Source organism: Gilvimarinus algae, assembly GCF_030518215.1.
Taxonomy (GTDB): Bacteria; Pseudomonadota; Gammaproteobacteria; order Pseudomonadales; family Cellvibrionaceae; genus Gilvimarinus; species Gilvimarinus algae.
The window spans coordinates 41,984-61,988 of sequence record NZ_JAULRT010000062.1; the positions used below are offsets into that span (position 1 = coordinate 41,984).

Annotated in this window: 19 protein-coding genes; 9 read left to right on the forward strand and 10 right to left on the reverse strand. The window is 57.7% G+C overall.

The features are described from left to right. The first annotated feature begins 30 nt into the window (after positions 1-30). The 5 genes from QWI16_RS14940 to QWI16_RS14960 all read left to right on the forward strand — a co-directional run bounded on the left by QWI16_RS14940 (position 31) and on the right by QWI16_RS14960 (position 4,435). Positions 31-1,347, forward strand: coding sequence for a DcaP family trimeric outer membrane transporter (locus tag QWI16_RS14940; protein ID WP_302714258.1), 1,317 nt, complete (start codon positions 31-33; stop codon positions 1,345-1,347). Between the two features lie 22 nt (positions 1,348-1,369). Further along, complete coding sequence (glsA, locus tag QWI16_RS14945) at positions 1,370-2,383, forward strand: glutaminase A (protein ID WP_302714260.1); 1,014 nt, start codon at positions 1,370-1,372, stop codon at positions 2,381-2,383. Positions 2,384-2,419: 36 nt separating this feature from the next. Then, positions 2,420-3,184, forward strand: a complete 765-nt coding sequence (locus tag QWI16_RS14950; RefSeq protein ID WP_302714262.1) for a sulfite exporter TauE/SafE family protein — start codon at positions 2,420-2,422, stop codon at positions 3,182-3,184. Between the two features lie 89 nt (positions 3,185-3,273). Next, positions 3,274-3,777 (forward strand): hypothetical protein, encoded by a 504-nt coding sequence (locus QWI16_RS14955; protein WP_302714264.1) that lies wholly within the window; start codon positions 3,274-3,276, stop codon positions 3,775-3,777. A gap of 169 nt (positions 3,778-3,946) precedes the next feature. Then, positions 3,947-4,435, forward strand: coding sequence for an NUDIX hydrolase (locus tag QWI16_RS14960; RefSeq protein WP_302714266.1), 489 nt, complete (start codon positions 3,947-3,949; stop codon positions 4,433-4,435). On the opposite strand, the gene QWI16_RS14965 is transcribed toward QWI16_RS14960, so the two are convergent. Together QWI16_RS14965 and QWI16_RS14970 are read right to left on the reverse strand one after the other, a co-directional pair. Continuing rightward, positions 4,422-4,739: a CcdB family protein gene (locus QWI16_RS14965; protein WP_302714267.1), complete on the reverse strand. Its 318-nt coding sequence runs from the start codon at positions 4,737-4,739 to the stop codon at positions 4,422-4,424. The genes QWI16_RS14960 and QWI16_RS14965 overlap by 14 nt on opposite strands. After that, the gene (locus QWI16_RS14970; RefSeq protein ID WP_302714268.1) at positions 4,739-4,984 is read right to left on the reverse strand and encodes a type II toxin-antitoxin system CcdA family antitoxin; all 246 of its coding nucleotides are present in this window, start codon (positions 4,982-4,984) and stop codon (positions 4,739-4,741) included. The genes QWI16_RS14965 and QWI16_RS14970 overlap by 1 nt, the downstream gene beginning before the upstream one ends. Before the next feature lie 198 nt (positions 4,985-5,182). Between QWI16_RS14970 and QWI16_RS14975 the strand changes: the two genes are divergently transcribed. Then, positions 5,183-7,459, forward strand: a complete 2,277-nt coding sequence (locus tag QWI16_RS14975; protein WP_302714269.1) for a TonB-dependent receptor — start codon at positions 5,183-5,185, stop codon at positions 7,457-7,459. Positions 7,460-7,462: 3 nt separating this feature from the next. Then, positions 7,463-8,791: a PepSY-associated TM helix domain-containing protein gene (locus QWI16_RS14980; RefSeq protein ID WP_302714272.1), complete on the forward strand. Its 1,329-nt coding sequence runs from the start codon at positions 7,463-7,465 to the stop codon at positions 8,789-8,791. Here the strand turns inward: QWI16_RS14980 and QWI16_RS14985 are convergent. Together QWI16_RS14985 and QWI16_RS14990 are read right to left on the reverse strand one after the other, a co-directional pair. Then, positions 8,777-10,135, reverse strand: a complete 1,359-nt coding sequence (locus QWI16_RS14985; protein ID WP_302714274.1) for a DUF1501 domain-containing protein — start codon at positions 10,133-10,135, stop codon at positions 8,777-8,779. The genes QWI16_RS14980 and QWI16_RS14985 overlap by 15 nt on opposite strands. Positions 10,136-10,147: 12 nt before the next feature. Continuing rightward, on the reverse strand, positions 10,148-11,998 hold the full coding sequence (locus QWI16_RS14990; RefSeq protein WP_302714276.1) for a DUF1800 domain-containing protein: 1,851 nt from the start codon (positions 11,996-11,998) through the stop codon (positions 10,148-10,150). A 369-nt stretch (positions 11,999-12,367) separates the two neighbouring features. Between QWI16_RS14990 and QWI16_RS14995 the strand changes: the two genes are divergently transcribed. After that, entirely contained in the window at positions 12,368-12,724 is a 357-nt protein-coding gene (locus QWI16_RS14995) for a DUF4398 domain-containing protein (protein WP_302714279.1), read from the forward strand. A gap of 38 nt (positions 12,725-12,762) precedes the next feature. Further along, the gene (locus tag QWI16_RS15000) at positions 12,763-13,677 is read left to right on the forward strand and encodes an OmpA family protein (protein WP_302714281.1); all 915 of its coding nucleotides are present in this window, start codon (positions 12,763-12,765) and stop codon (positions 13,675-13,677) included. 77 nt (positions 13,678-13,754) lie between these two features. Here the strand turns inward: QWI16_RS15000 and QWI16_RS15005 are convergent, their stop codons facing one another. From QWI16_RS15005 to QWI16_RS15030, 6 genes are read right to left on the reverse strand one after another with little or no spacing between them, the layout of a single operon-like run. Further along, on the reverse strand, positions 13,755-14,468 hold the full coding sequence (locus QWI16_RS15005; protein ID WP_302714283.1) for a UbiA family prenyltransferase: 714 nt from the start codon (positions 14,466-14,468) through the stop codon (positions 13,755-13,757). Continuing rightward, the gene (locus tag QWI16_RS15010) at positions 14,465-15,853 is read right to left on the reverse strand and encodes an alkaline phosphatase family protein (RefSeq protein WP_302714284.1); all 1,389 of its coding nucleotides are present in this window, start codon (positions 15,851-15,853) and stop codon (positions 14,465-14,467) included. Before QWI16_RS15010 ends, QWI16_RS15005 begins: the two co-directional genes overlap by 4 nt. Before the next feature lie 24 nt (positions 15,854-15,877). Next, entirely contained in the window at positions 15,878-16,981 is a 1,104-nt protein-coding gene (gene eboE, locus QWI16_RS15015; protein ID WP_302714285.1) for a metabolite traffic protein EboE, read from the reverse strand. Then, the gene (locus tag QWI16_RS15020; protein ID WP_302714287.1) at positions 16,969-18,114 is read right to left on the reverse strand and encodes a 3-dehydroquinate synthase; all 1,146 of its coding nucleotides are present in this window, start codon (positions 18,112-18,114) and stop codon (positions 16,969-16,971) included. The genes eboE and QWI16_RS15020 overlap by 13 nt, the downstream gene beginning before the upstream one ends. Before the next feature lie 9 nt (positions 18,115-18,123). After that, on the reverse strand, positions 18,124-19,020 hold the full coding sequence (locus tag QWI16_RS15025; RefSeq protein ID WP_302714288.1) for a TatD family hydrolase: 897 nt from the start codon (positions 19,018-19,020) through the stop codon (positions 18,124-18,126). Then, the gene (locus QWI16_RS15030) at positions 19,017-19,928 is read right to left on the reverse strand and encodes an EboA domain-containing protein (RefSeq protein WP_302714289.1); all 912 of its coding nucleotides are present in this window, start codon (positions 19,926-19,928) and stop codon (positions 19,017-19,019) included. The genes QWI16_RS15025 and QWI16_RS15030 overlap by 4 nt, the downstream gene beginning before the upstream one ends. Between the last annotated feature and the right edge of the window lie 77 nt (positions 19,929-20,005).

Here is a 20,005-nt window from a genome sequence, read left to right on the forward strand (position 1 = left end):
GCACGACGATTCAAAGGACAGGGGGGGTCTATGAGTGTTAGTAGTGGGTGTGCGGTTGGGCAAAGCCGAAAGCTATGGGCACTGGCGGGCTTTTTGTGTATCGCCGGCGCTCACACTGCGCGTTCGGATGAGTTGGCGGATTTGCGTCGCGAACTCGAGCAAACCCGGGCCAAGCTGACGTCGCTTGAGGCGCGCATTGAACGCGCCGAACGGGCGGCTTTAGAAGCTGAGGGCGATAAAGCCCAAGCCGGTGGTGAAAAGAATTTTACGGTCTACGGTTTTACCCAGCTCGATTACATTCAGGATTTTGAGCGCAGCCATCCCGATTGGGAATCCACGCTGCGCCCATCACGCATTCCCACCACAGAAGGTCTTTACGGCAGCGACGGTCAGGCGAGCCTGAGTGTGCGTCAGAGCCGGTTGGGCGTTGTGGCCAACTTGCCGGTGGCCGATGACAGCATCAAAACCGTGTTTGAATTTGATTTATTCGGCGCGGGCGCTGACGAGGGTCAGACCACCATCCGCGTACGCCACGCCTACGGTCAGTGGAAATCCGTGCTGGCCGGGCAAACCAACTCCCTGTTTATGGACGGCGATGTCTTCCCCAATGTGATTGATTACTGGGGCCCGGCGGGCATGGTGTTCTTGCGCAATCCGCAAATCCGCTGGACACCCATCAGCGGCTCGCAGAGCTTTGCCGTCGCCCTGGAAAAACCGGGCACGGATGTGGACAGCGGCCTGCTCGGCGCCGTTGGCTTTAACTTGCAGGGCAAACAACCGTTGCCCGATCTGACCGCGCAATACCGGTTGACCGGCGAGCGGGGGCACTTTCAGGTGGCCGGTATTCTGCGCGACCTCGCCTATGAAAATATCGGCAGCGCCGACAGTGAGCCCAGCGGCGAAGATCTGGGCTGGGGGGTGAACCTCTCCTCCAGCTACAAGCTGGGCGCACAAACCTTGCGCACCAGTGTGGTGTACGGCGAAGGCATTGCCACCTACATGAACGACGGCGGTATGGATATGGCGCCCGACAGTTATGAGGCCAGCGATCTTGAAGCTGTACCGCTTTTGGGGGTGGTAGCTTATCTGGAGCACCGCTGGAGCGAGCGCCTAAGCAACGCCGCAGGCTACAGTTTTACCCAGGTGGATAACTACGCCCTGCAACTGAACGGCGCCTTTGAAAAAGGTGAATACGCGTCCATGAATTTGCTCTACGCTCCCTCCGACAAACTGCTGATGGGCGCTGAGTATTTGTGGGGGCAGCGCACGGATTTTGGCGGCGCCTCGGGCACGGACAATCGCCTGCAGTTTTCAGTGAAATATTCTTTTTCCAGTTCCGATTTTTAGCCCCTGCGGCAAGGAGACAAACGTGAGCACACTCAAACTCTGGTGTCGGTGGTCGGTGGCTGTACTCTTGCTAGGCAGCAGTGCTTGGTGCTGCAGCGAAACGCTATCGGCCGAGCGCATTGAGAAGGCGCTGAATAGCGCCTACGAGAAATACCGCAACCTGAATGAAGGCGCCAACGCGGATTATATTCCGGCGCTCGCGGAGGTGGATTCGAACCTCTACGGCATCGCGCTGGTGACCGCCGACGGGCGGGTGTTCACCGCCGGCGATGTGAAATCCGAGGTGTCCATTCAATCCATCTCCAAGGTCTACACCATGGCCCTGGTAATGGATCAGCAGGGGCCGGGGGCGCTTCTTGAGAACATGGGGGTGGACGCCACAGGCCAGGTGTTTAACTCCATTGTCGCCATTGAACAGTACAAAGGCGCCGAGATGAACCCGCTGGTCAATGCCGGTGCCATCGCCACCACGGGCATGGTGCAGGGCAAAAACGCCGATGCCATCTGGCAGCGCATACTGGAAAAGTACGAAGCTTTTGCCGGGCGCAAGCTCTCCGTTCTTGAGGATGTGTATGAGTCCGAGGCCGCCACCAATCAGCGCAATCAGGCAATAGCCGCGCTGATGCACGCCTACGGCCATATCGATGAACACTACCTGCGGGCGACGGACATCTACACGCGCCAGTGCTCGGTCGGTGTGAACGCGCGCGATCTTGGCATTATGGCGGCCACTCTCGCCAGCGCCGGCAAGAACCCTGTCACCGGCAAGCAAGTGGTCGAGGCGGACAATGTGCCGGAAATTCTGGCGGTGATGGCGACCGCCGGCCTGTACGACGATGCGGGCAAGTGGCTCTACAAAACCGGCCTGCCGGCCAAAAGCGGCGTGGGCGGCGGTATTGTTGCCGTATCGCCGGGCAAGTTCGGCATCGCTGTGATTTCGCCGCCTTTGGACGCCGCGGGCAACAGCGTGCGAGCGCAAAAAGCGATTGCCGATATCTCCAACGCCCTGGGCGGTAACCCCTACGAGATTCACTAACGGTGTAAACTGCGCCCTCAAAAAAGAGAGCGCAGTATGATTGATCAGTGGTTGTTCTATGCCCTGGCAGTGCCTGTGGTACTGCTGGTGGGTTTATCAAAAGGCGGCTTTGGCGGCGGGCTGGGCTCGCTGGCGGTGCCGGTACTCTCCCTCGCGGTGGACCCGCGCCTGGCCGCCGCCGTGCTTTTGCCCATTCTCTGCAGCATGGATTTGGTCAGCCTGTGGAGCTTTCGGGGCCGGTGGGACAAACGCAACCTGTGGATTATGTTTCCCGGTGCCATGCTCGGCCTGGCGCTGGGGGCAGCCATGTTCACCTATATGGACGCGGATATGATTCGCTTTATGGTGGGCCTGATGGCGCTGTATTTTGTCGGCCACTATGTCTGGGGTAAACACATCCTGCAGCGAGTCGCCACCCAAAGCGCAAGCGTGGTCCGCGGCAGCTTCTGGAGTAGCATCGCCGGGTTTGTCAGCTACATCGCCCACGCCGGCGGCCCGCCCATCGCCATTTACCTCTTGCCGCAACACCTGCCCAAAACCCTGTTTGTCGGCACCACCGTCTTGTTTTTCAGCGTGGTCAACTACATCAAACTGGTGCCCTATGTCTGGACTGGCCAGCTGGATCTCAGCGCCTTTTACACATCACTCATCCTCTTGCCCCTCGCGCCCATTGGCGTGCGCCTAGGAGTGTGGCTGCATCATCGGATCTCTGATAAATGGTTTTACGGCGTATGTTACGTGTTGCTGGCGTTTGCCGGGGTGAAGTTGGTGGCGGAGTCTTTAGTGGTTTGGGTTTTTTAGGCTTCTGAATGATCGTAAGTTCAGGTTAGGTTGTTAATACATGCTTCAACCTCCAAACTAATCAACTGTTACATGCCAGGGAGCAATAAGTGGACTTTAAAGAGGAGCTGGTTATGGCGCCGAGAATGATTGAGGATGCCTATAAATTCTATAAGGCATCTCAGCTTCTCGCTTGGGAAAGAAACATGATGAAGATATCTCAGATAAATGCTGCATTGTCTATAGAGATATTGCTTAAAAGCTTCTTTTCGGAAGTCACTGAGCATCCAGGTGAGGTCTATGCAAGGTATCGCTTTGATATGTGTTCTGCAAACGAAGTTAATCGCAGTAAAGACGCTCACGATTTGTTATTGCTCGCCAAGTTCCTACCAGAGCGAATTCAATCTAAAATTCTAACTGATGCTGTGGAGAGGATGCTGGAAAAGTATAGAGCGACTTTTACCAAGGATCGCTATGGCTACGAATCTCAAGCAGACCGCGGTGCAAGTACAATTCTCTCGGAACTTGCAGGAATTTTGATTGATCAAGTTGTCTCCATATATAAAGAAGCAGGTTGTCAAGATCCTTGGATCAGACACTATCCAAATGTCTAGGTAGTTCAGATGCCTCAAGAAGAGATTTAGAAAGGCCGCCGGAAAACCTATTGGATTCACAGTGTGCCATTATTGAAGTGTGCATTTCATGCGGAGATGGGGTGTATAAAATATCTCCATTTGATGCTTTATATCGAGTAACTGAGATCGAGCTTTTTCAGGTGCAAGCATGCTAAGTTTTGATTCGAACAGCGCCCGATTGAACGTTCGAAGTGTAGCCGTTATTGTTCACGATGGTAATGTCTTACTTCACCGGGCTGTCGGGGACGATTTTTGGACTCTTCCGGGTGGCAGGGTTGAGTTCTTTGAGAATTCAGATGCGACTCTGCATCGTGAATTGCTTGAAGAGTTGGGCGCGGGGGCGGTTGTTAAGCGTCACCTATGGTATGTGGAAAACTTTTTTGAGTGTTCGGGTAAGCAGTGTCATGAGATAGGGAATTACTTTCTCGTTCAGCTCCTTGAACCGGATCAGTTTCCTAAGCACGAGGTCTTTCACGGTGTTGAGGCCGATGTGAATTTGGAGTTTAAGTGGTTTGCTTTGAGCGAACTGTCGGGTTTGGCTTTGAAGCCAGAGTTTTTGCGCTCAGGGTTGTTGGAATTGCCCGCAGCGACAAAATACATCAAAGTAAACGAAATAGCAGAGTTCAGAGGCCGGTAATAGCAAAATCCAGAGCAGCAAAGATGTCTGCGCGGAAATGTTCAAGAGTACCTACTGGATGTTTTAACTTGTTCGCTGGTATGGACGCAATCTGTGGGGTCAGTAATATCAGTTCTTCACCCTCATAGTTGATTATCGGCGTCAGCTTGCCGAGATTTTCGTTTTTAAAGTAGGTGAGGCGGCCGAGGGGCAGCACGATCCGTGTGCCTATTTCAGAAATATGCTTGTGCTGTATATCCAGAATATAGGGAAAGACTTTCTGTGTGGTCTTGCTGGGGTTTTTGTAGACGTCGAACTGCGGCATCAAAAATTCCTGAATTCATCGCCAAAGCAACCATGCTTTTCCACAAACTCGTTGTAGGCCTTGATAGCGGCTTTGTGCTCATCTTGCCACTTTTGAGCCTCGCGTTTTGCAAGCTCTTGCTTCAATGCCTGTTCTAAAGTGGCCGATAAGTTAATGTGCAGTGAGCGAGATTTGGCCAGCAAGTCACCATTGATGCTGAGATTTGTTGCCTTTTTTGGGGCGCTCGTATCGAAAAGAGAGGTCATTATGTGTCTCCAGTGGATGCGCATTGAAATGCGCATGAGTATTTTGGTCCGGTTTTGTAAGGAAATCAACTAACCGATGGCTTGCTGAGGCCGGGGCAAGATCGACCCACAGCCCTCGGGTCAGCGGGGTGCGACAATTTGTCACTGGGCGTGTCGCATCACTTCCATTAAATTCTCTACCCGTTCTGGGGGAGAATTATGAAAATAAATAACATTTTGGCGGGCGCGGTGGCGTTTGCCTCTACACTCGCCTATGCGAGCGAGCAGCCGTCGATCAAGGTTGAAGAGGTCAAGGTCTGGGGCCAGAAGGGCGAAGAGTCCCTGGCTGAGCGGCTTGGGCCAACCAGCGTCCTGCAGCCGGCGGATTTTACCAGCATCAATATGGCCACCACCGAGGATGTGGTGAAGTACGAGCCGAGCCTGGTGATTCGCCGGCGCTTTATCGGCGATTCCAACGGCACCCTGGGTATCCGCAGCGCCAATATGTTCCAGACGTCGCGCTCCATGGTCTTTGCCGACGGTGTACCTCTGCACTATCTGTTGCAGTCGCGCTGGAGCGGCGCGCCGCGCTGGACCATGGTGTCCTCCAGTGAAATCGCCCGGGTGGACGTGGTCTACGGCCCCTTTTCCGCCGAGTACAGCGGCAACGCCATGGGCGGGGTAGTGCTGATTGAAACGGCCATCCCCCAGCAGCGTGAATTTCACGCCGATGGCAGCTTTTTTGTGCAGGATTTTGATGACTACGGCTTTGACGATGCCGTCAGCGGCTATAAAGGTTTCGTCTCTTATGGCGACAAGATCGGCGATTTTAGCCTCTATTTGTCCTATAACCACCTGCAGAACGACTCCCAGCCACAGTCCTTTTACTACGCTGGCGGCGCTGGGGGCGCCACCGCAGGCACGGCGGTCAGCGGTGGTATTCGCGGGCTCGACTCGCAGAGCAACGAGCGCCTCTATTTCGGTGATACCGGGGTGGTGGACACCACCACGGATAACCTCAAATTCAAACTTGGCTATGAGCTGGAGCGGTTTTCGGCCCTGTTAAACGTGGCGTTTGAGGACCGCCACTCAAACACTGACCAGCCCAACAGCTACCTGACCGACGCCAGTGGCAGTAAGGTGTGGGGCGGCGTTATCGAGCAGGACGGTGAGCTCTACTCGGTGCCGGCCCAGCGGCTCAACGTCGGCAATGCCGACCGTGAAAGCCTGTCGGTGGGCCTGCGCCTGCGCGGGGATTTGACTGACAAGATCGCCATTGAGGCCAACCTCAGTCAGTTTGATATCCTCGAGGACATCAGCCGCAGCTCGGCCGTCAACCCCGCACACCCGGACTACTCAGCGGCCGGGCAGGTCAGCGATTACGACAACACCGGCTGGCGGACCTTTGACCTCAAGCTCAGCGTGAACGACCTGGCCATCGAGGGGCTGGATTTGGTCACAGGCGCCCGCTATGAGGCCTACGAGCTCAATTACAGCGTGTACAACTCCGACGATTACGCCGCCGGGCGCAAAGACCGCTACGCCAGTGCCAGCGGCGGTAAAACGTCGATTGCCGCGGTCTTCGCCCAGTTTAACTGGCAGCTCAACGACGCCTGGGATATGGGCCTCGGGGTGCGCTACGAAGACTGGCAGAGCGAAGATGGTTACTACTCGGACGACGATGCCGACACGCCGGCGTTTGATCTGGTGTCCGTGCCCGGCAACGGCATGAGCGAGCTCTCGCCCAAGTTTTCTCTGGGGTACCGGCCGGCGCCAGCCTGGCAGTTGCGCTATTCCTTGGGCCGGGCTTACCGCTTTGCCATTGTCGAAGAGTTGTTCAGTCAGTACGAGGCCTACAACGCCATCAGCGAGGCCAACCCGCAGCTGCAGCCCGAGGACGGCCTGCACCAAAACCTGATGATTCAGCGCGATCTGGACACGGGCTATTTGCGCCTGAATATCTATCAGGATGACATTGAAGACGTGATTGAATCCCAGTCCACCATTTTGCCCGGTGGGTCCTCCATCCGCACGTTTATCCCCGTGGACGAGGTGCGCACCCGCGGCGTTGAGTTTATTGCCAATGCCAGCAGCCTGTTTGTCGATCAGCTCGATGTGAGGTTCAACCTGGCCTACACGGACTCGGAAATTCTCGCCAACGCCGCCGACCCGTCCATAGTCGGCAATCAGTTTCCGCGCATGCCGCGCTGGCGCGCGAACCTGCTGGCGACCTATCACTTGACCGATCGCTGGGATATGGGCGGCAGCGTGCAGTACGCCAGTAACAGCTATGGCCGGTTGGATAACACAGACGACGCCAGCAACGTATACGGTGCCCAGGACGACTATACGAGACTCGGCCTGAAAACCAGTTATCGCGTGAGCGATGAGTTTAAAGTGGGGTTGGGGATCGACAACCTCACCAATGACATTGCCTATGTGGCGCATCCATGGCCGGGGCGTACGGTGTACCTCAACTTCTCTTACGACCTATAAACCATGACCAGTGCAACCCAAACCCCAACTCGCCGGCCCGCTCTGAGTCAGAGGCTGTACCGCACCCTCTGGCGCTGGCACTTCTACGCCGGGATCTTTTGCATCCCGTTTATCATCACCCTGGCTTTGTCGGGCGCTATCTATTTATTCAAGCCGCAGTTTGAGGCCTGGGCCGATGCGCCGGTGAATAATCTCGCCGTCAGCGGGCAGCGCGCCAGTGCCAACGAGCTTATTGCCACCGCCCAGGCGTCGATGCCGGGTGCGGACTTTCTCGCCTACCGCCTGCCGGCAGAGCCGGACGACGCGGTGGTGGTGAGTGTGCGCCAGGGCGGCGAACGCATGGATGTGTACTTGGACCCCTACCGCAACCAAATCCTTAAGACTCTGCCCTACGAGTCGCGGTTTATGCGTCAAGTGCAGTCGTTTCACGGCGAGCTCTTGGCCGGCCGGGCCGGCTCCATACTGGTGGAGTTGGCGGCTTGCTGGGCGGTGATCTTGCTGCTCAGCGGTCTCTACTTGTGGTGGCCGCGTAGCACCAAGGGCTTAGCTGGTGTACTTTATCCCAGGCTGCGCCAGGGTGGGCGCGTATTCTGGCGCGATCTGCACGCGGTGACCGGTATGTGGCTGTCGGCCTTGACGCTGTTTCTGCTGATTACCGGCTTGCCATGGGCAACGGTGTGGGGGGCGGCCTTTAAAGAGATGCGCCAGTGGCAGGCCGCCCGTGTACAGCAAGACTGGAACCCTTCGCGCGCGCAAGAGAAAAAGGCCTGGGGCCCCCAGGCGGTGTCGCAGGTGAATTTGCCCGAGTCGGTGATCGCCAGTGCAGCGGGGCTTGGGTTTGCGCCGCCGGTGGAGCTGTCCATTGCCGAGGCCGATACCGGGCTGGTGAAAGTCTCTTCGCAAACCCAGAATCGCCCGCTGCGGGCCGATGCCTGGATTCGCCCCGATGGCGAGGTCACCCGCGTCAAACCTTACGCCGAGCGCCCATTGGTGGACAGAGTCGTTGGCATTGGTATTGCGGCGCACGAGGGCCAGTTGTTCGGCTGGTTTAACCAGCTGCTGGGATTGATCGTGACCTTGGGCTTGGTGCTGCTCAGTGTCAGCGGCGCCGTGCTCTGGTGGCGCCGGCGCCCCGCCGGCACTCTGGGCGCGCCGGCGGCCATGCCCTCGGCGGCGGCGGGCAAGGTGGTGGCGGCGCTGGTGTTGCTGCTGGGTGTTTTACTGCCGGTGGTGGGTTTATCGCTGATTGCGCTCTGGCTGCTGGAGTTCTTTGTACTGAGGCGCTGGCGCGCGAGCCGCAACTGGCTCGGCCTGGCCTCAAACAAAGCCTAAATCCACCTCGCTAAAATTGGCCAGATTGGGGAAGGTGTTGGCAAAGTCTGCCGAGGGCAGGCCAAACCAGCTGGCCAGAGTGGCGCCATACTGGTCGATGCCCGTGGTGGGAATAATGCGGCCCTCGCCGATATCGTCCTCGCTGTGCAGTGCCAGCGAGGGCAGTTGCCCGTAGATCTCTCCACCTTTTACCGCCCCGCCCATGATCAACTGATGCCCGCCCCAGGCATGGTCGGTGCCGTCGCCATTGCTGGTGAGGGTACGGCCAAAATCCGAGAGGGTAAAGGTGGTAACTTGCTCGGCCAGACCCAGCTCTTCGGTGGCCTGCTGGAACGCCGAGAGCGCCTGTGACAATTGCCTGAACAGCGCTGGCTGCCGGTTGGCCTGGTCGCCGTGGGTATCAAAATCCCCCATACCGACAAAGAAGATCTGCCGCTTCACATCCAGCGCGTCGCGCGCCGAGATGAGCCTGGCCACCATGGATAAATCCGTGCCCAGCTTGTCGCCGGGGAAAGTGGTTTGCAGTGGTGTCTGCGCATCCAGTGCGGCTTTGACATCGCCCGCCAGGGCCCAGGCGCGCTGCTGAATGGCTGCGTACTCGCGCTGAAAAATGTGTTGGTCGGTCCCTTCAATCAGCGCCCGAAATACCTGGGCACGCGTTGCGTCCGCCGGCTCGCCGCCGGTGTCTTTAAAGTGACTGAGCAGATCCACCCCGTAACCGTTGACGGCGTAGGGATAGACATCGCGCCCGCTCTGAAAAAGGTTGTTGCCGCCCAGAGATATGTTCATGGACAGCTGCTGGTTGATGTTCAGCGACTGCATGATATCTGCTGCCCGACCCGCCCAGCCAGTGGTCGCCGTGTCCCGGCTCAGGGACTGGACAAAATTTTGTTGGTCGTTGTGCGAGAACAATTGCGGCGGTAAGCGCACGCGATTGGCTTGGTAGTCGGGCTTGCTCACAGGTTCAATCAGTGCGCCTGTATTGGCGAGCACGGCCAGTTTTTGGTTGTTGTACAAGTTGGCAAGCTCGCTCATGGCCGGGTGAAAGCCGTAGGGCTGCGAGCCCGCACTCATGGGCAGGAGTTTGGTCCGGTCAACCGCAAGGTTTTGCCGTACCTCGGCGTAGGTGCTGTAGAGCCCACTGCCGGTGGGGACAATCATATTGTAGGAGTCGTTGCCGCCGTACAGGAACACACACACCAGCGCCTTGTAATCGTCCGCTGCGGTGGTTTGTGCCATGGCCAACTGCATGCGCGCGCTCAGGGCGGCAAAGCTGGCGCTGCCGAGGCAGGCGGCGAGGGAGCGATGCAAAAAGCGGCGGCGGGACAGGTTCTGTTTTGGCATAAACCCTCTCTCTTATCGCTGCACGGCGAAGTAGGGTGAGGCGGCGATCAGGCTCGCCGCTTCAAAGACCCGCACGCGCTGACTGTGCGGATTGTTATCGCCGTGTTCCAGCGTCTCGATGTGCGCGATCAGCAGCTGGCGGGCCTCATCGCTCAGTTGGCCGGCGGTCAGGAGCAAGTCCAGGCGGTCTATCAGCGCCCCGGCATCGCCCGACAGGGCCTTTTCCCGCGTCATGTCGATGGCGGGCGGGTAGATGTCCCAGTCGTGATTGGCCCGTTGGCTTTGGACATAGTCGGCATCGGCGTCGCGCCAGAAAATAGCTTCGGTGAGAGCATTGGTTTTGGCGATCATCACGCTCTCGGTGTGCAGCTGAAACTCGGGCGAGTCCATGTCTTGATCGCTGATTGTGCCCGGATGGGCGTAGTCGGGCCGGTAGAAGTTAAACACTGAAAAAGAGCCATAGGGGCGCTGGCCCAGGGTACGGTCGGAGCCCCGGTAGCGAATGCGGGTGCCCGCTACGGCCGTGCCTTCGCGGTTCAGCACCTGCACGCCCTCGGCCTTAAAGACGCGCCACAGGTGCGATATCTGCAGCACCGGTTCGCGCAACTTGCCCGCAGTGTCCGGCTGTTCAAGGTGGCCATTGCGAGCCTCGGGGTCGGTTAGGAGCGTGCGAATCACGGCCTTGAGGTCACCGCGCACGCCAAAACCGTTGTCATTAAAGACCCGGGCCACACGCTCCACATAGCCGGGGCTGGGGTTGCTGGTGACCAGGCGCTTGATCAACTGCTGAGCGATAAAAGGTCCGACGTTCGAGTGGTTGAACAGGTTGTCCAGCGCCATCTCAAGGTCGGCTTCAGCGCTCTGGCCCGCCGGTAGCCGCTCGCCACCGAGCAGCATTTTTTCGCCGGTGTCGTGAATGTCCTGGTAGGCCTTCATGGGCAGGGCTTCGCCCACGGCGTCGCTGGTCCACTCCCACCAGTGGTTGGTGGTGGCGAAGTTCCAGCCGGTAAAGACCCGGGCAAACGCTTTGATGGTGTCCTGATTGTAAGTCGCAATGGGCTCGCCCTGGGCGTCGGTTTTGACGGTTCCGTCGATACTGAGCTCGACCAGACCGATGGTGAAAAGCTGCATCACCTCACGTGCGTAGTTCTCATCCGGGCGGATGTTGCGCACGGGGTCGGCCTTTTCATTGCGTACCATGCTCAGGTACTCGCCCATCATAGGGTGCAGGGTCACGGCCTCCAGCAGCTCGCGAAAATTGCCAAAGGCGTGTCTTGCCAGGGTGTCCTGATAGTCGGCTATACCCCGGGTGTCGTTGTAGAGCACATCGGAGACATTGGAGATCACAAAAATCTGACTGAGGGCAAAGGCGACCCGCTGGCGCAGTTGGTCGTCTCCGCGCAGCGCGATTTCCCACCAGACGTCGCTGCGCTGCAGATCCCGGTAGTAGCCATCGACGCCCTCTATTTCGGGGTTGGGTGTTGCGTCCCAGCCGAGCTCGGCAAAGCGTGCATCGAGCTGCTCCAGGTGCGATGTGGCCGGTGTGTTGAGCTGCGCCTGTAGCCAGGCGGTTTCGCCCTGGTTCATTAGCTGGATGATCGACTCTTCGGTAGGGCCAAAGGTGGTTTGTTGTAAAAAGCGCGCGGCGGCCTTGGCCTGCTCCCAGTGGGGATCGTCTTTTACAGGCAATTCGGTCACGCTGGGTTCGGGTTCGGGTTCGGGTTCGGGGTTTTGCTGGCCCGGGTTTGTGGGAGCGCTGGTGCCACTGCCACCTGAGCCGCCGCCTCCACAGCCAAGCGGTACTGAGAGCAGCAATGCCAGCACGAGCGCAAACGACAGACGATTGAAAAGCATAAAGGTCATGGCGACTATAATTATGGTTTTCCCCCACTGTGACAGCTGGGCGGGAAAAAGGCCAGCAGAAAGTCATAGTATTTGCTGATTGACGGTTAGCCATTAACAATTTCTGGTTATTTTCCCTCGTACCTCCTAGCGTATAGCGTAGCGCGCCCCCGCGTGGGCCTAATTCCTTTAAGTACTCTGCGACTTGCCCCAATCGCCTTCTTTAAGTGCCAGACACACTCTGATCCTGAGTAAGCCACTTACTTCGGTGTTCGAGCGATTGGCACCGCCATTGCAATATCCCTGATTAGAGCACTCAGCAGTGGTTAATTGAGGCACTTTTTTCAATTTACTCGAGTTTTATGTATGGCTTACAAAATGGAGAAAATTATGAAACGACTGGTATCAGTAATGTCGCTGCTTTTACTGAGCATGGTCATGGTCGGTTGCGCCACTCAGGCGCCGGTGCCGGACACCTTGCTGACGCAAACCGAATCGCGCATCGAGCAGGCGAAATCGCTGAATGCGGAACGTCACGCCCCGGTGGTGTTTCGCGATGCGCAAAAGCATTTGAACAGCGCGAAGACGAGTATTGAAAAAGAGCAGTACGTCGAGGCTCGTCAATACCTGGAAAAATCTCTCGCCGATGTCGAGCTCGCGATTGCTACCAGCAACGCGGCCAAGTCGAAAAGAGCGTCGGAGCAAGTTGAGGAAAACTTGAGAGTGCTTGAGCGAGAGCTTCGCTAAGCATCGCGTCGACGAAATGAATCTTAGGAGGAATACCCATGTTAAAGAAAGATTATGTCATCGCGGCGCTGTTGTCTGTACTGCTGATTGCCGGTTGCGCCACTACCCAGGAAACCGATAGCCGTCTTGAACAGTTGCAAGATCAGTACACTCTGGTGTCCAGCTCTGAGAACGCCAGTGAGTACGCGCCCGTGCAGTTAAAAGAGGCCGAAGAGGCGCTGAACAAGTTGGAGCGTATGCTTGAGCAGGACGCCAAGGAGTCGCAAGTGGCGCATCAGGTATACATTGTTGAGCGCAAGCTCGATGTGGCTGTTCAAACAGCGCGTATGAACAAAGCCGATGAGGTGGTGGAGCAGGCTGGTGAGCGTCGCAACGAGCTACTCTTGGCCGCGCGTACGCAGCGCGCCGAGCAGGCCGAGGCTCGCGCTGCCGAGAAAGAGCAGCAGGCGGTGCTCGCCGAGCAGCGCGCCGAGCGTGCACGCCGCGAGGCCCTGGCCGCACAAGCACTGGCCGATCAAATGAGTGAGCGCGCTAAAGCGCTGGAGAATGAGCTGGAAAACATCTCCACCGAAAAGACCGAGCGCGGTTTGGTGCTGACACTGGGTAACATTTTGTTTGAAGTGGACGAAGCTACCATCAAAGCCGGCGCTGAACGCACTCTGGTACGCGTGGCCGCCTTTTTGAAGGAATACCCGGAGCGCGATGTGGTGATTGAAGGCTTTACCGACAGCACAGGTGATGACGCTTACAACCTGAATTTGTCCGATCGTAGGGCAGCCTCTGTGAAGGAAAATCTAGTGGCCAATGGTGTAGCCTCAGAGCGCGTCACCACCAAAGGCTATGGCGAAGCACACCCGGTCGCAAGCAATAACACAGCCGCGGGCCGTCTGCAAAACCGTCGCGTGGAAATCATTATTGCCAACGAAGGCGAAACTGTAGAGTCACGCCAGTGAGTCCCACAAAGCGTGGATGCTTCTGAAAGTGCATTAGCAAAAGAGAGGCCCGAGGGGCCTCTTTTTTTTGGACGACATTAATCCCCGCGAACGTATTTTTGGCCCCAGCGCGTTAGCAGCAGTGTCGCAATACCTGCAAGCAGCCAGGCGGGCGAAAGGAGTATCGCCAGTGCGATGCCGTCCACCAGCCCCATAGCGGCAATCATCCAGGGAATCACCGGAAAACCAAAGCCGTTTGGCCGGCTATTTTCCAGTCGCGCCACAACCGTTACCAGCAAAGTGTAGCCACACTGAATAGATCCCATAACCAATACGGCGGTGGGCGCCGAGCCGAACAGCGCGTAGGCCGCCACAAGGTAAACGCCCAGGCGTGTCAGTGCCATAAGAATAACGGTGGCCCAGTGCTTTTTGTGCAGCAGGTCATAGGCGAGAATCAGCGCCAGCAGAGCTGCCGCGATAATGATGCCACGGTTGCTTGGCGTCAGCAGCAGCGCGGCAAAGCCGAGAGAAAACAGCATCAGGGTCAGTGTTAACACCTTCCGGGCACTGATTTTTCCGGCGGGTATAGGGCGATAGGGCTGATGCTCGGCGTCCCAGTGCCGGTCGCAGTAGTCGTTAAAGCACATCCCCGCCGCGTAAAACAAACTCATGGCAAGCATGGTGGCAAGCATGCCCATGACCGGAATGGGGAAGCCGTAAAACCCTGCGGTGAGCGCCGAGGCGGCCAGCACATTCATCCATACGGTGGGCAGGTTGCTGACCCGCCCGAGCGCGAGTGCGGTCTTGATCATGTCGTGTCTCCGTCCTGGGGTTCGCTGAACACATGCCGGAGAATCAGGTCGCAGACGTCTGTAGCGTGAATTTGTTGTTCGGGCACCAGCGCCGGATTGCTGCTGATAAACACTGGCGTCGTGTAGTCCGAGCCGTCCCAAACACCGTGCGAGCCTTTTATTTGTGTGGCGTCGGTGGAAATTACGTCCAGCACATAGCGAAAGCCCAGTTTCTTTTGCAATAACCGCTGGGCGACTTTTAGCTTGGGCAATTTGAGTTCGGGGTTTAAAAACATCTCGCAAGGATCAAAGCCGGGCTTTTTGTGAATTTCCACCTGGTGGGCGTAATCGGGCGCGCGGTCTTTATCCTGCCAGTAGTAGTAGGTAAACCAGCTGTCTGGTTCGGCCAGAAGAATCAGTTCGCCGGCCCGTTCGTGATCCAGGCCGTACTCGGCGCGCTCGGCACCTTCAAGGACTTTCGCCACACCGGGCGTCGCTTGAAACAGCGCTTTAATCTCAGCGATGTCGGTGTGTTCCTGAACGTAGATATGGGCAATCTGGTGATCGCTCATGGCAAAGGCGCGACAGGTGTGAAAGTCCAGATACTCCCGGCCCAGATCCACTTTAAGCGACAGCTTGCCGGCCTCGCGCAGTATGCGGTTGGGATGCACCGGCCGATTTACCGGGCCGATACCGTATTCTGACAAAATAATAATCTGGCAGTCGCGTGCGCTGAAATAATCGATCAGTTCGCCGACCAGATCGTCGATCTCTTTTAGGTCTTTGTCGATGTCGCCATCCGGACCGAATTTTTGCAGGCAATAATCCAGATGCGGCAGGTAGACCAGTTGCAGGCTCGGTTGGTGCTCGCGCTCCATGTACATGGCGGCGTCGGCAATCCAGCGGCTGGATTTGATGCTGGTCATGGGTCCCCAGAAGTTGAACAAGGGGAAGGTGCCAAACTCTTCGGTCAGTTTCTCGCGCAGCTCCAGTGGGTAGGTGTAGCAGTCGGGCAGCTTGCGCCCGTCAGCCAGATACAGCGGGCGCGGTGTTAGCGTGTAGTCGGCTTCGGTGGCCATGGCGTACCACCAAAAGGTATTGGAACAGGTGAAGTCTTTGTTACGTGCGCGGGCAATGTCCCAAATCTTGGGCGCCTGTATGAGCTTGTTGCTCTGGCGCCAGAGCCAGACTTCATTTTGATCGCGAAAGTACCAGCCGTTGGCAACGATGCCGTGTTCGCTGGGTTGTTTGCCGGTCAGATAAGTGGCCTGGGCACTGCAGGTGACCGCCGGGGTCACCGGCTTGATGGTGGTGCTGTGTGCGGCCAGTTTTTGGATGTTGGGTGTACGCTCGCCGATCAGCGCGCGAGTCAGTCCAACGACGTTGAGAACAACCGTTCTTTGCATGGTAAGCCCCGTGTGCAAGGAATTTTAGTGCTCGAGCAGCGCTGTTACCCACATTAGCTCGCGCGCGATATTCTCGCCCACGCTGCCGTGGCGCAGGTTTTCTGGTATGGCGGCGAAACTGTAGGTTTCCACCTCCAGCGGTATGTCGCTATCGAGCAGCGGTAACAGATCACGCAAGAAGTCCTGCGTTGTGCCCACCTGGCCCAGGTGCTCGCAAAACACCGGGATGTGAAAGTGCACGCGGCACTCATCAAAGTGCGCGCCGCCGCTAAGTGCCTGAGTAAAGTCCGCCAGATCGGTAAAGCGCTGCAGCTGGCCGCTGCGCGAGTCGCGCGCTACCGCTTGATGCAGGTAGACGGGCTCGTCAAAGTTTGCCAAGTGTTGTATTTCCGCGCCTTGCGCTTTTAACGCACTGGAGACTTGCACTTTGCCGATGGTAATGTGTTCGCGGGTAATGCGCGCCAGGCAGTCGGCGGCCGACTCGAACTCAACCGCCTGATGGCAACAGTCAAAGCAAAGGCCCACGTAAGGGCGCAAGGTGTCGGGCAGCTGCAGGCGCCGGAAAAAGTCGATGGCCTCATCGGTGGTTTCGAGCACGCACATGGGTTCTGGCTCAATGGAGAGGACAAGCCTTATGCCGCTTTGCTCGTGAATATGTCGGTAGTGCTCGGCCACCTCCCGTACATGCTCTAGCGCTATGGCCCAGTCACTGTCGCGGAAAGCCGGTTTGAAGGCGATGGGTACGGTAGAGATGGAGATGCGCTTGGCGTCCGGCGCCAGGGCTACGGCTAAATCGCCCAGGCGTTTGCTGTAGGCAACGCGCTCGCGTTCGCGCCAGTCGGGCAGATAGACGTTTTCTTTGACCCGTGTTTCATGGAACGTGCCGTAGGGGAAACCGTTAATGGTCAGCAGGTAGGCGTTGTGCTCGCGGCACCAGCGCTGAAATTCGGCAATGGCCTTGTTGTCCGCTTCCATGACGGCCTGATGGGCAATGCGCAATCCCAGCGGGAAGGGCGTATTACCCGGCAGGCGGCTTTTGACATCCAGCGCGTGGCTGTTGAGGTTGTGCATCACATCCGCCCAGGACTCGCCAGGATGAATATTGCTGCAGTAGGTCAGTTCGGCCATGCACCCTCCAGCAGGTGCTGGCGGCATTGCTCCATGGTCTGGTGGTCAATTTCGTTGACTTCCTGTGCCGCGCCTTCGCGGGTGAGCAGGGTAATGCAAAGTCTGCCGCCCAGGTGCTCGCGAAAATCTTCCAGCGCCTTGTGAATATCCAGCGACTCGAGTGCCCGGTGGGTGAGCCTAAAGCCAACGCCTTCCAGGGTGTCGCGAATGCGCCCCAGGGTTTTGGCGTCGATCATGCCCTTTAAGTGCGAATAGAGAGAGTCCAGCGCTATGCCAATGGCGACGGCCTCGCCGTGGCGCAGCTCGCTGGCGGAGAGTTCTTCCAGCCGGTGGGCGCACCAGTGGCCAAAATCCAGTGGCCGGGCACTGCCTTGCTCAAACGGATCGCCGCTGGTTCGGATGTGCGCCAGATGCAGCTCAGCGCAGCGGGTGATCATGTGCTCGGTTTCTTCCTGACTGAACTGGGCCAGTGCCTGGCGGTTGTCGTACAGCCAGTTGAAAAACTCACCGTCGCGAATCAAAGAGACCTTGACGGCTTCGGCAATACCGCTGACGCGATCGCGTTTGGGCAGCGTCGATAAAAAGTCAAAATCGTTGATGACCGCAAACGGCGCCGCAAAGGTACCGAGGTAATTTTTGCGGCCGCGATAGTTCACGGCATTTTTCACGCCGATGCCTGCATCGTTTTGCGCGAGCACAGTAGTAGGCATACGGATCAGGCGAATACCGCGGTGTGCGGTCGCTGCCGCATAGCCGATGGCGTCTATCACGGCGCCGCCGCCAATCACCAGCGCAAAGCTGTGACGATCAATATTCTGTGTCTGGGTGCGCTGATAAAACTCATCGACCTCGACCGGGTCGGATTTGCTGATCTCACCGCCGCGTACAATCAGCGGTGGCTCAATCAGTTCCAGCACTTCGTTGTGAATCTCGGCGTAGAACTGTAGTCGCTCCACCAGATCGGGGTGCGATTCCAGCACATTTTGATCAATGACCGGCAGCACCCGGTGGGGGCCTTCACCGGCGCGCTGGAGTATGTCCGTCAGTAGGCTGTTTTCGGGCGCCAGTGTGTCCCGGTCAAAGCACACCGGGAAGGCGTGAGTCATGGTAAAGGTTTGGTCTATCTGGTACACAGTGCCGTCCTAATTCTTTACCGGCTCGTCAATGCGCGGTTGCTGGCCGCGCAGCACGGAGTTGTCACTGAAGCGTTGCGATTGATCAATCACCGGCTCTTTCAGCAGTTCTTCCACGTCAATCTGGCCCGACTGGGCGTAGGCGTCCAGCGCATTCTGCCAACAGGTCAGTTCTATGGCTGACGGGTCAATGCCGCGCTCTTGCATCAGGTGTGCGGTTTTCGGTACCGACAGTGGGTCGCTCACTCCCCAGTCGGCGGAGCTGTCGACAATAATGCGCTCGGGGCCGTACTGGCGGACCACTTCGACCATACGCTCGGAGCCCATTTTGGTGTTGGGGTAAATGGTAAAAGCCGCCCAGGCGCCGGCATCCAGCACGCTTTGCACCGTCTCTTCATTATTGTGGTCGATGACCAGTTTTTCCATGGGGACGCCCACTTCTCGGGCAACGTCAATTGAGCGCAGCACGCCGTTCTTCTTGTCTCTGTGGGGCGTATGAACCATGACCACCATGTCGTGATCTACCGCAAACTGCAGTTGGTGCTGATAAACCCACTCCTCGGCGGGTGTCATTTCGTCATAGCCAATTTCACCAATGGCAACCACGCCTTCTTTCAGGGCGAACAGTGGCAGCAACTCCAATGCCTCGCGTGCCAGGCCCTCGTTGTTGGCTTCTTTGGAATTCACGCCAATGGTGCAGTAGTGGCTGATGCCAAACTGCGAGGCGCGAAAGCGCTCCCAGCCTACGAGAGTGGCGAAGTAATCGACAAAACTGCCGACATTGGTGCGCGGCTGGCCCATCCAGAAGGCGGGCTCAATCACCGCGCGAATACCGGCGGCGGCCATATTTTGATAGTCGTCGGTGGTGCGACTGACCATGTGTATGTGTGGGTCAAAAAATCTCATGGCTGACTCTCGTTTTCCTCTACCACTAGATGGGCGAAGGTGTGTTGGTCAAAGTTACCGCCCAGGGCCGCGTCTATGGCACGGGCGACATCGATATCCGACTCCGTTTCGGCCAGGTGCTGCACCTGGGTATGTTCACCGGCCCGGGCGAGGCCCATGATCATGGCGCAGCGCTGGTGGGGCTCGGCGTCTTCCCAGTGGCGCGCTACCAACGGTTGCAGTCGTTCCTTGTTCGCTGGACTCATGCACAGCCAGAGTCCGGGGTTGAGCACCCGACCCGCGCTCTCACGCTCTTCGGCAAAATCCAGCGCCATGCGGGTAAGCTCGGCGGAGAGTCGCGAGTCCAGCTCGGCAATGCGCCATAGTGGTAGCTCCAGAAACAGCGCCTTCATCACCAGCTGGTTCCAGGCGGTATCGCCAAAATGGGCTGCCGGGTAGGGCGAGTCCAGGGCGATGGCGCTGAATACATTCAGCATATTGGTGCGGCATCCTTCGCCGGCGCGCCAGACAAAGCGCTCCGGGCCGGGCAGGAACGGCAGTGCGCGATACAGGGCGCAGGTTTCCCCCTCATCGGCATAGACGAACTGGGCCTCAAAATCCGCCGCAAACGCGTCGGATTCGAGGTCCGATCGCGCGGTTACCAGTGCGACACGCAAAAGCTCCAGCTGGTTCCAGGCGCGCATGTCGAGGCCCGGCAGCGCCTCTTGCAGTTGCGCCTGCTCTGTTTCGCTGAGCGCGACAGGGTGTCGCTTGGCATGGCGGCTGGCCAGGGCAATAAGAGCGGAAAAGCGGCTGCGGCTCACCCCCGAGCCCAGCTCTGCTCTGGCGTTTTGCCAAAAATCACTGGCGGTATTGGTCAAGCGCTGCTGTAAAAAGGTGTCGAGCAGTTCTCTGGGCATTGGCGTCATAGGCGTACTTCTTATCAATTGTGCCGGAATTATACGGAAAGGCCCGGTGCTTATCGAGTTGTGCCGGGGGCTGCAGG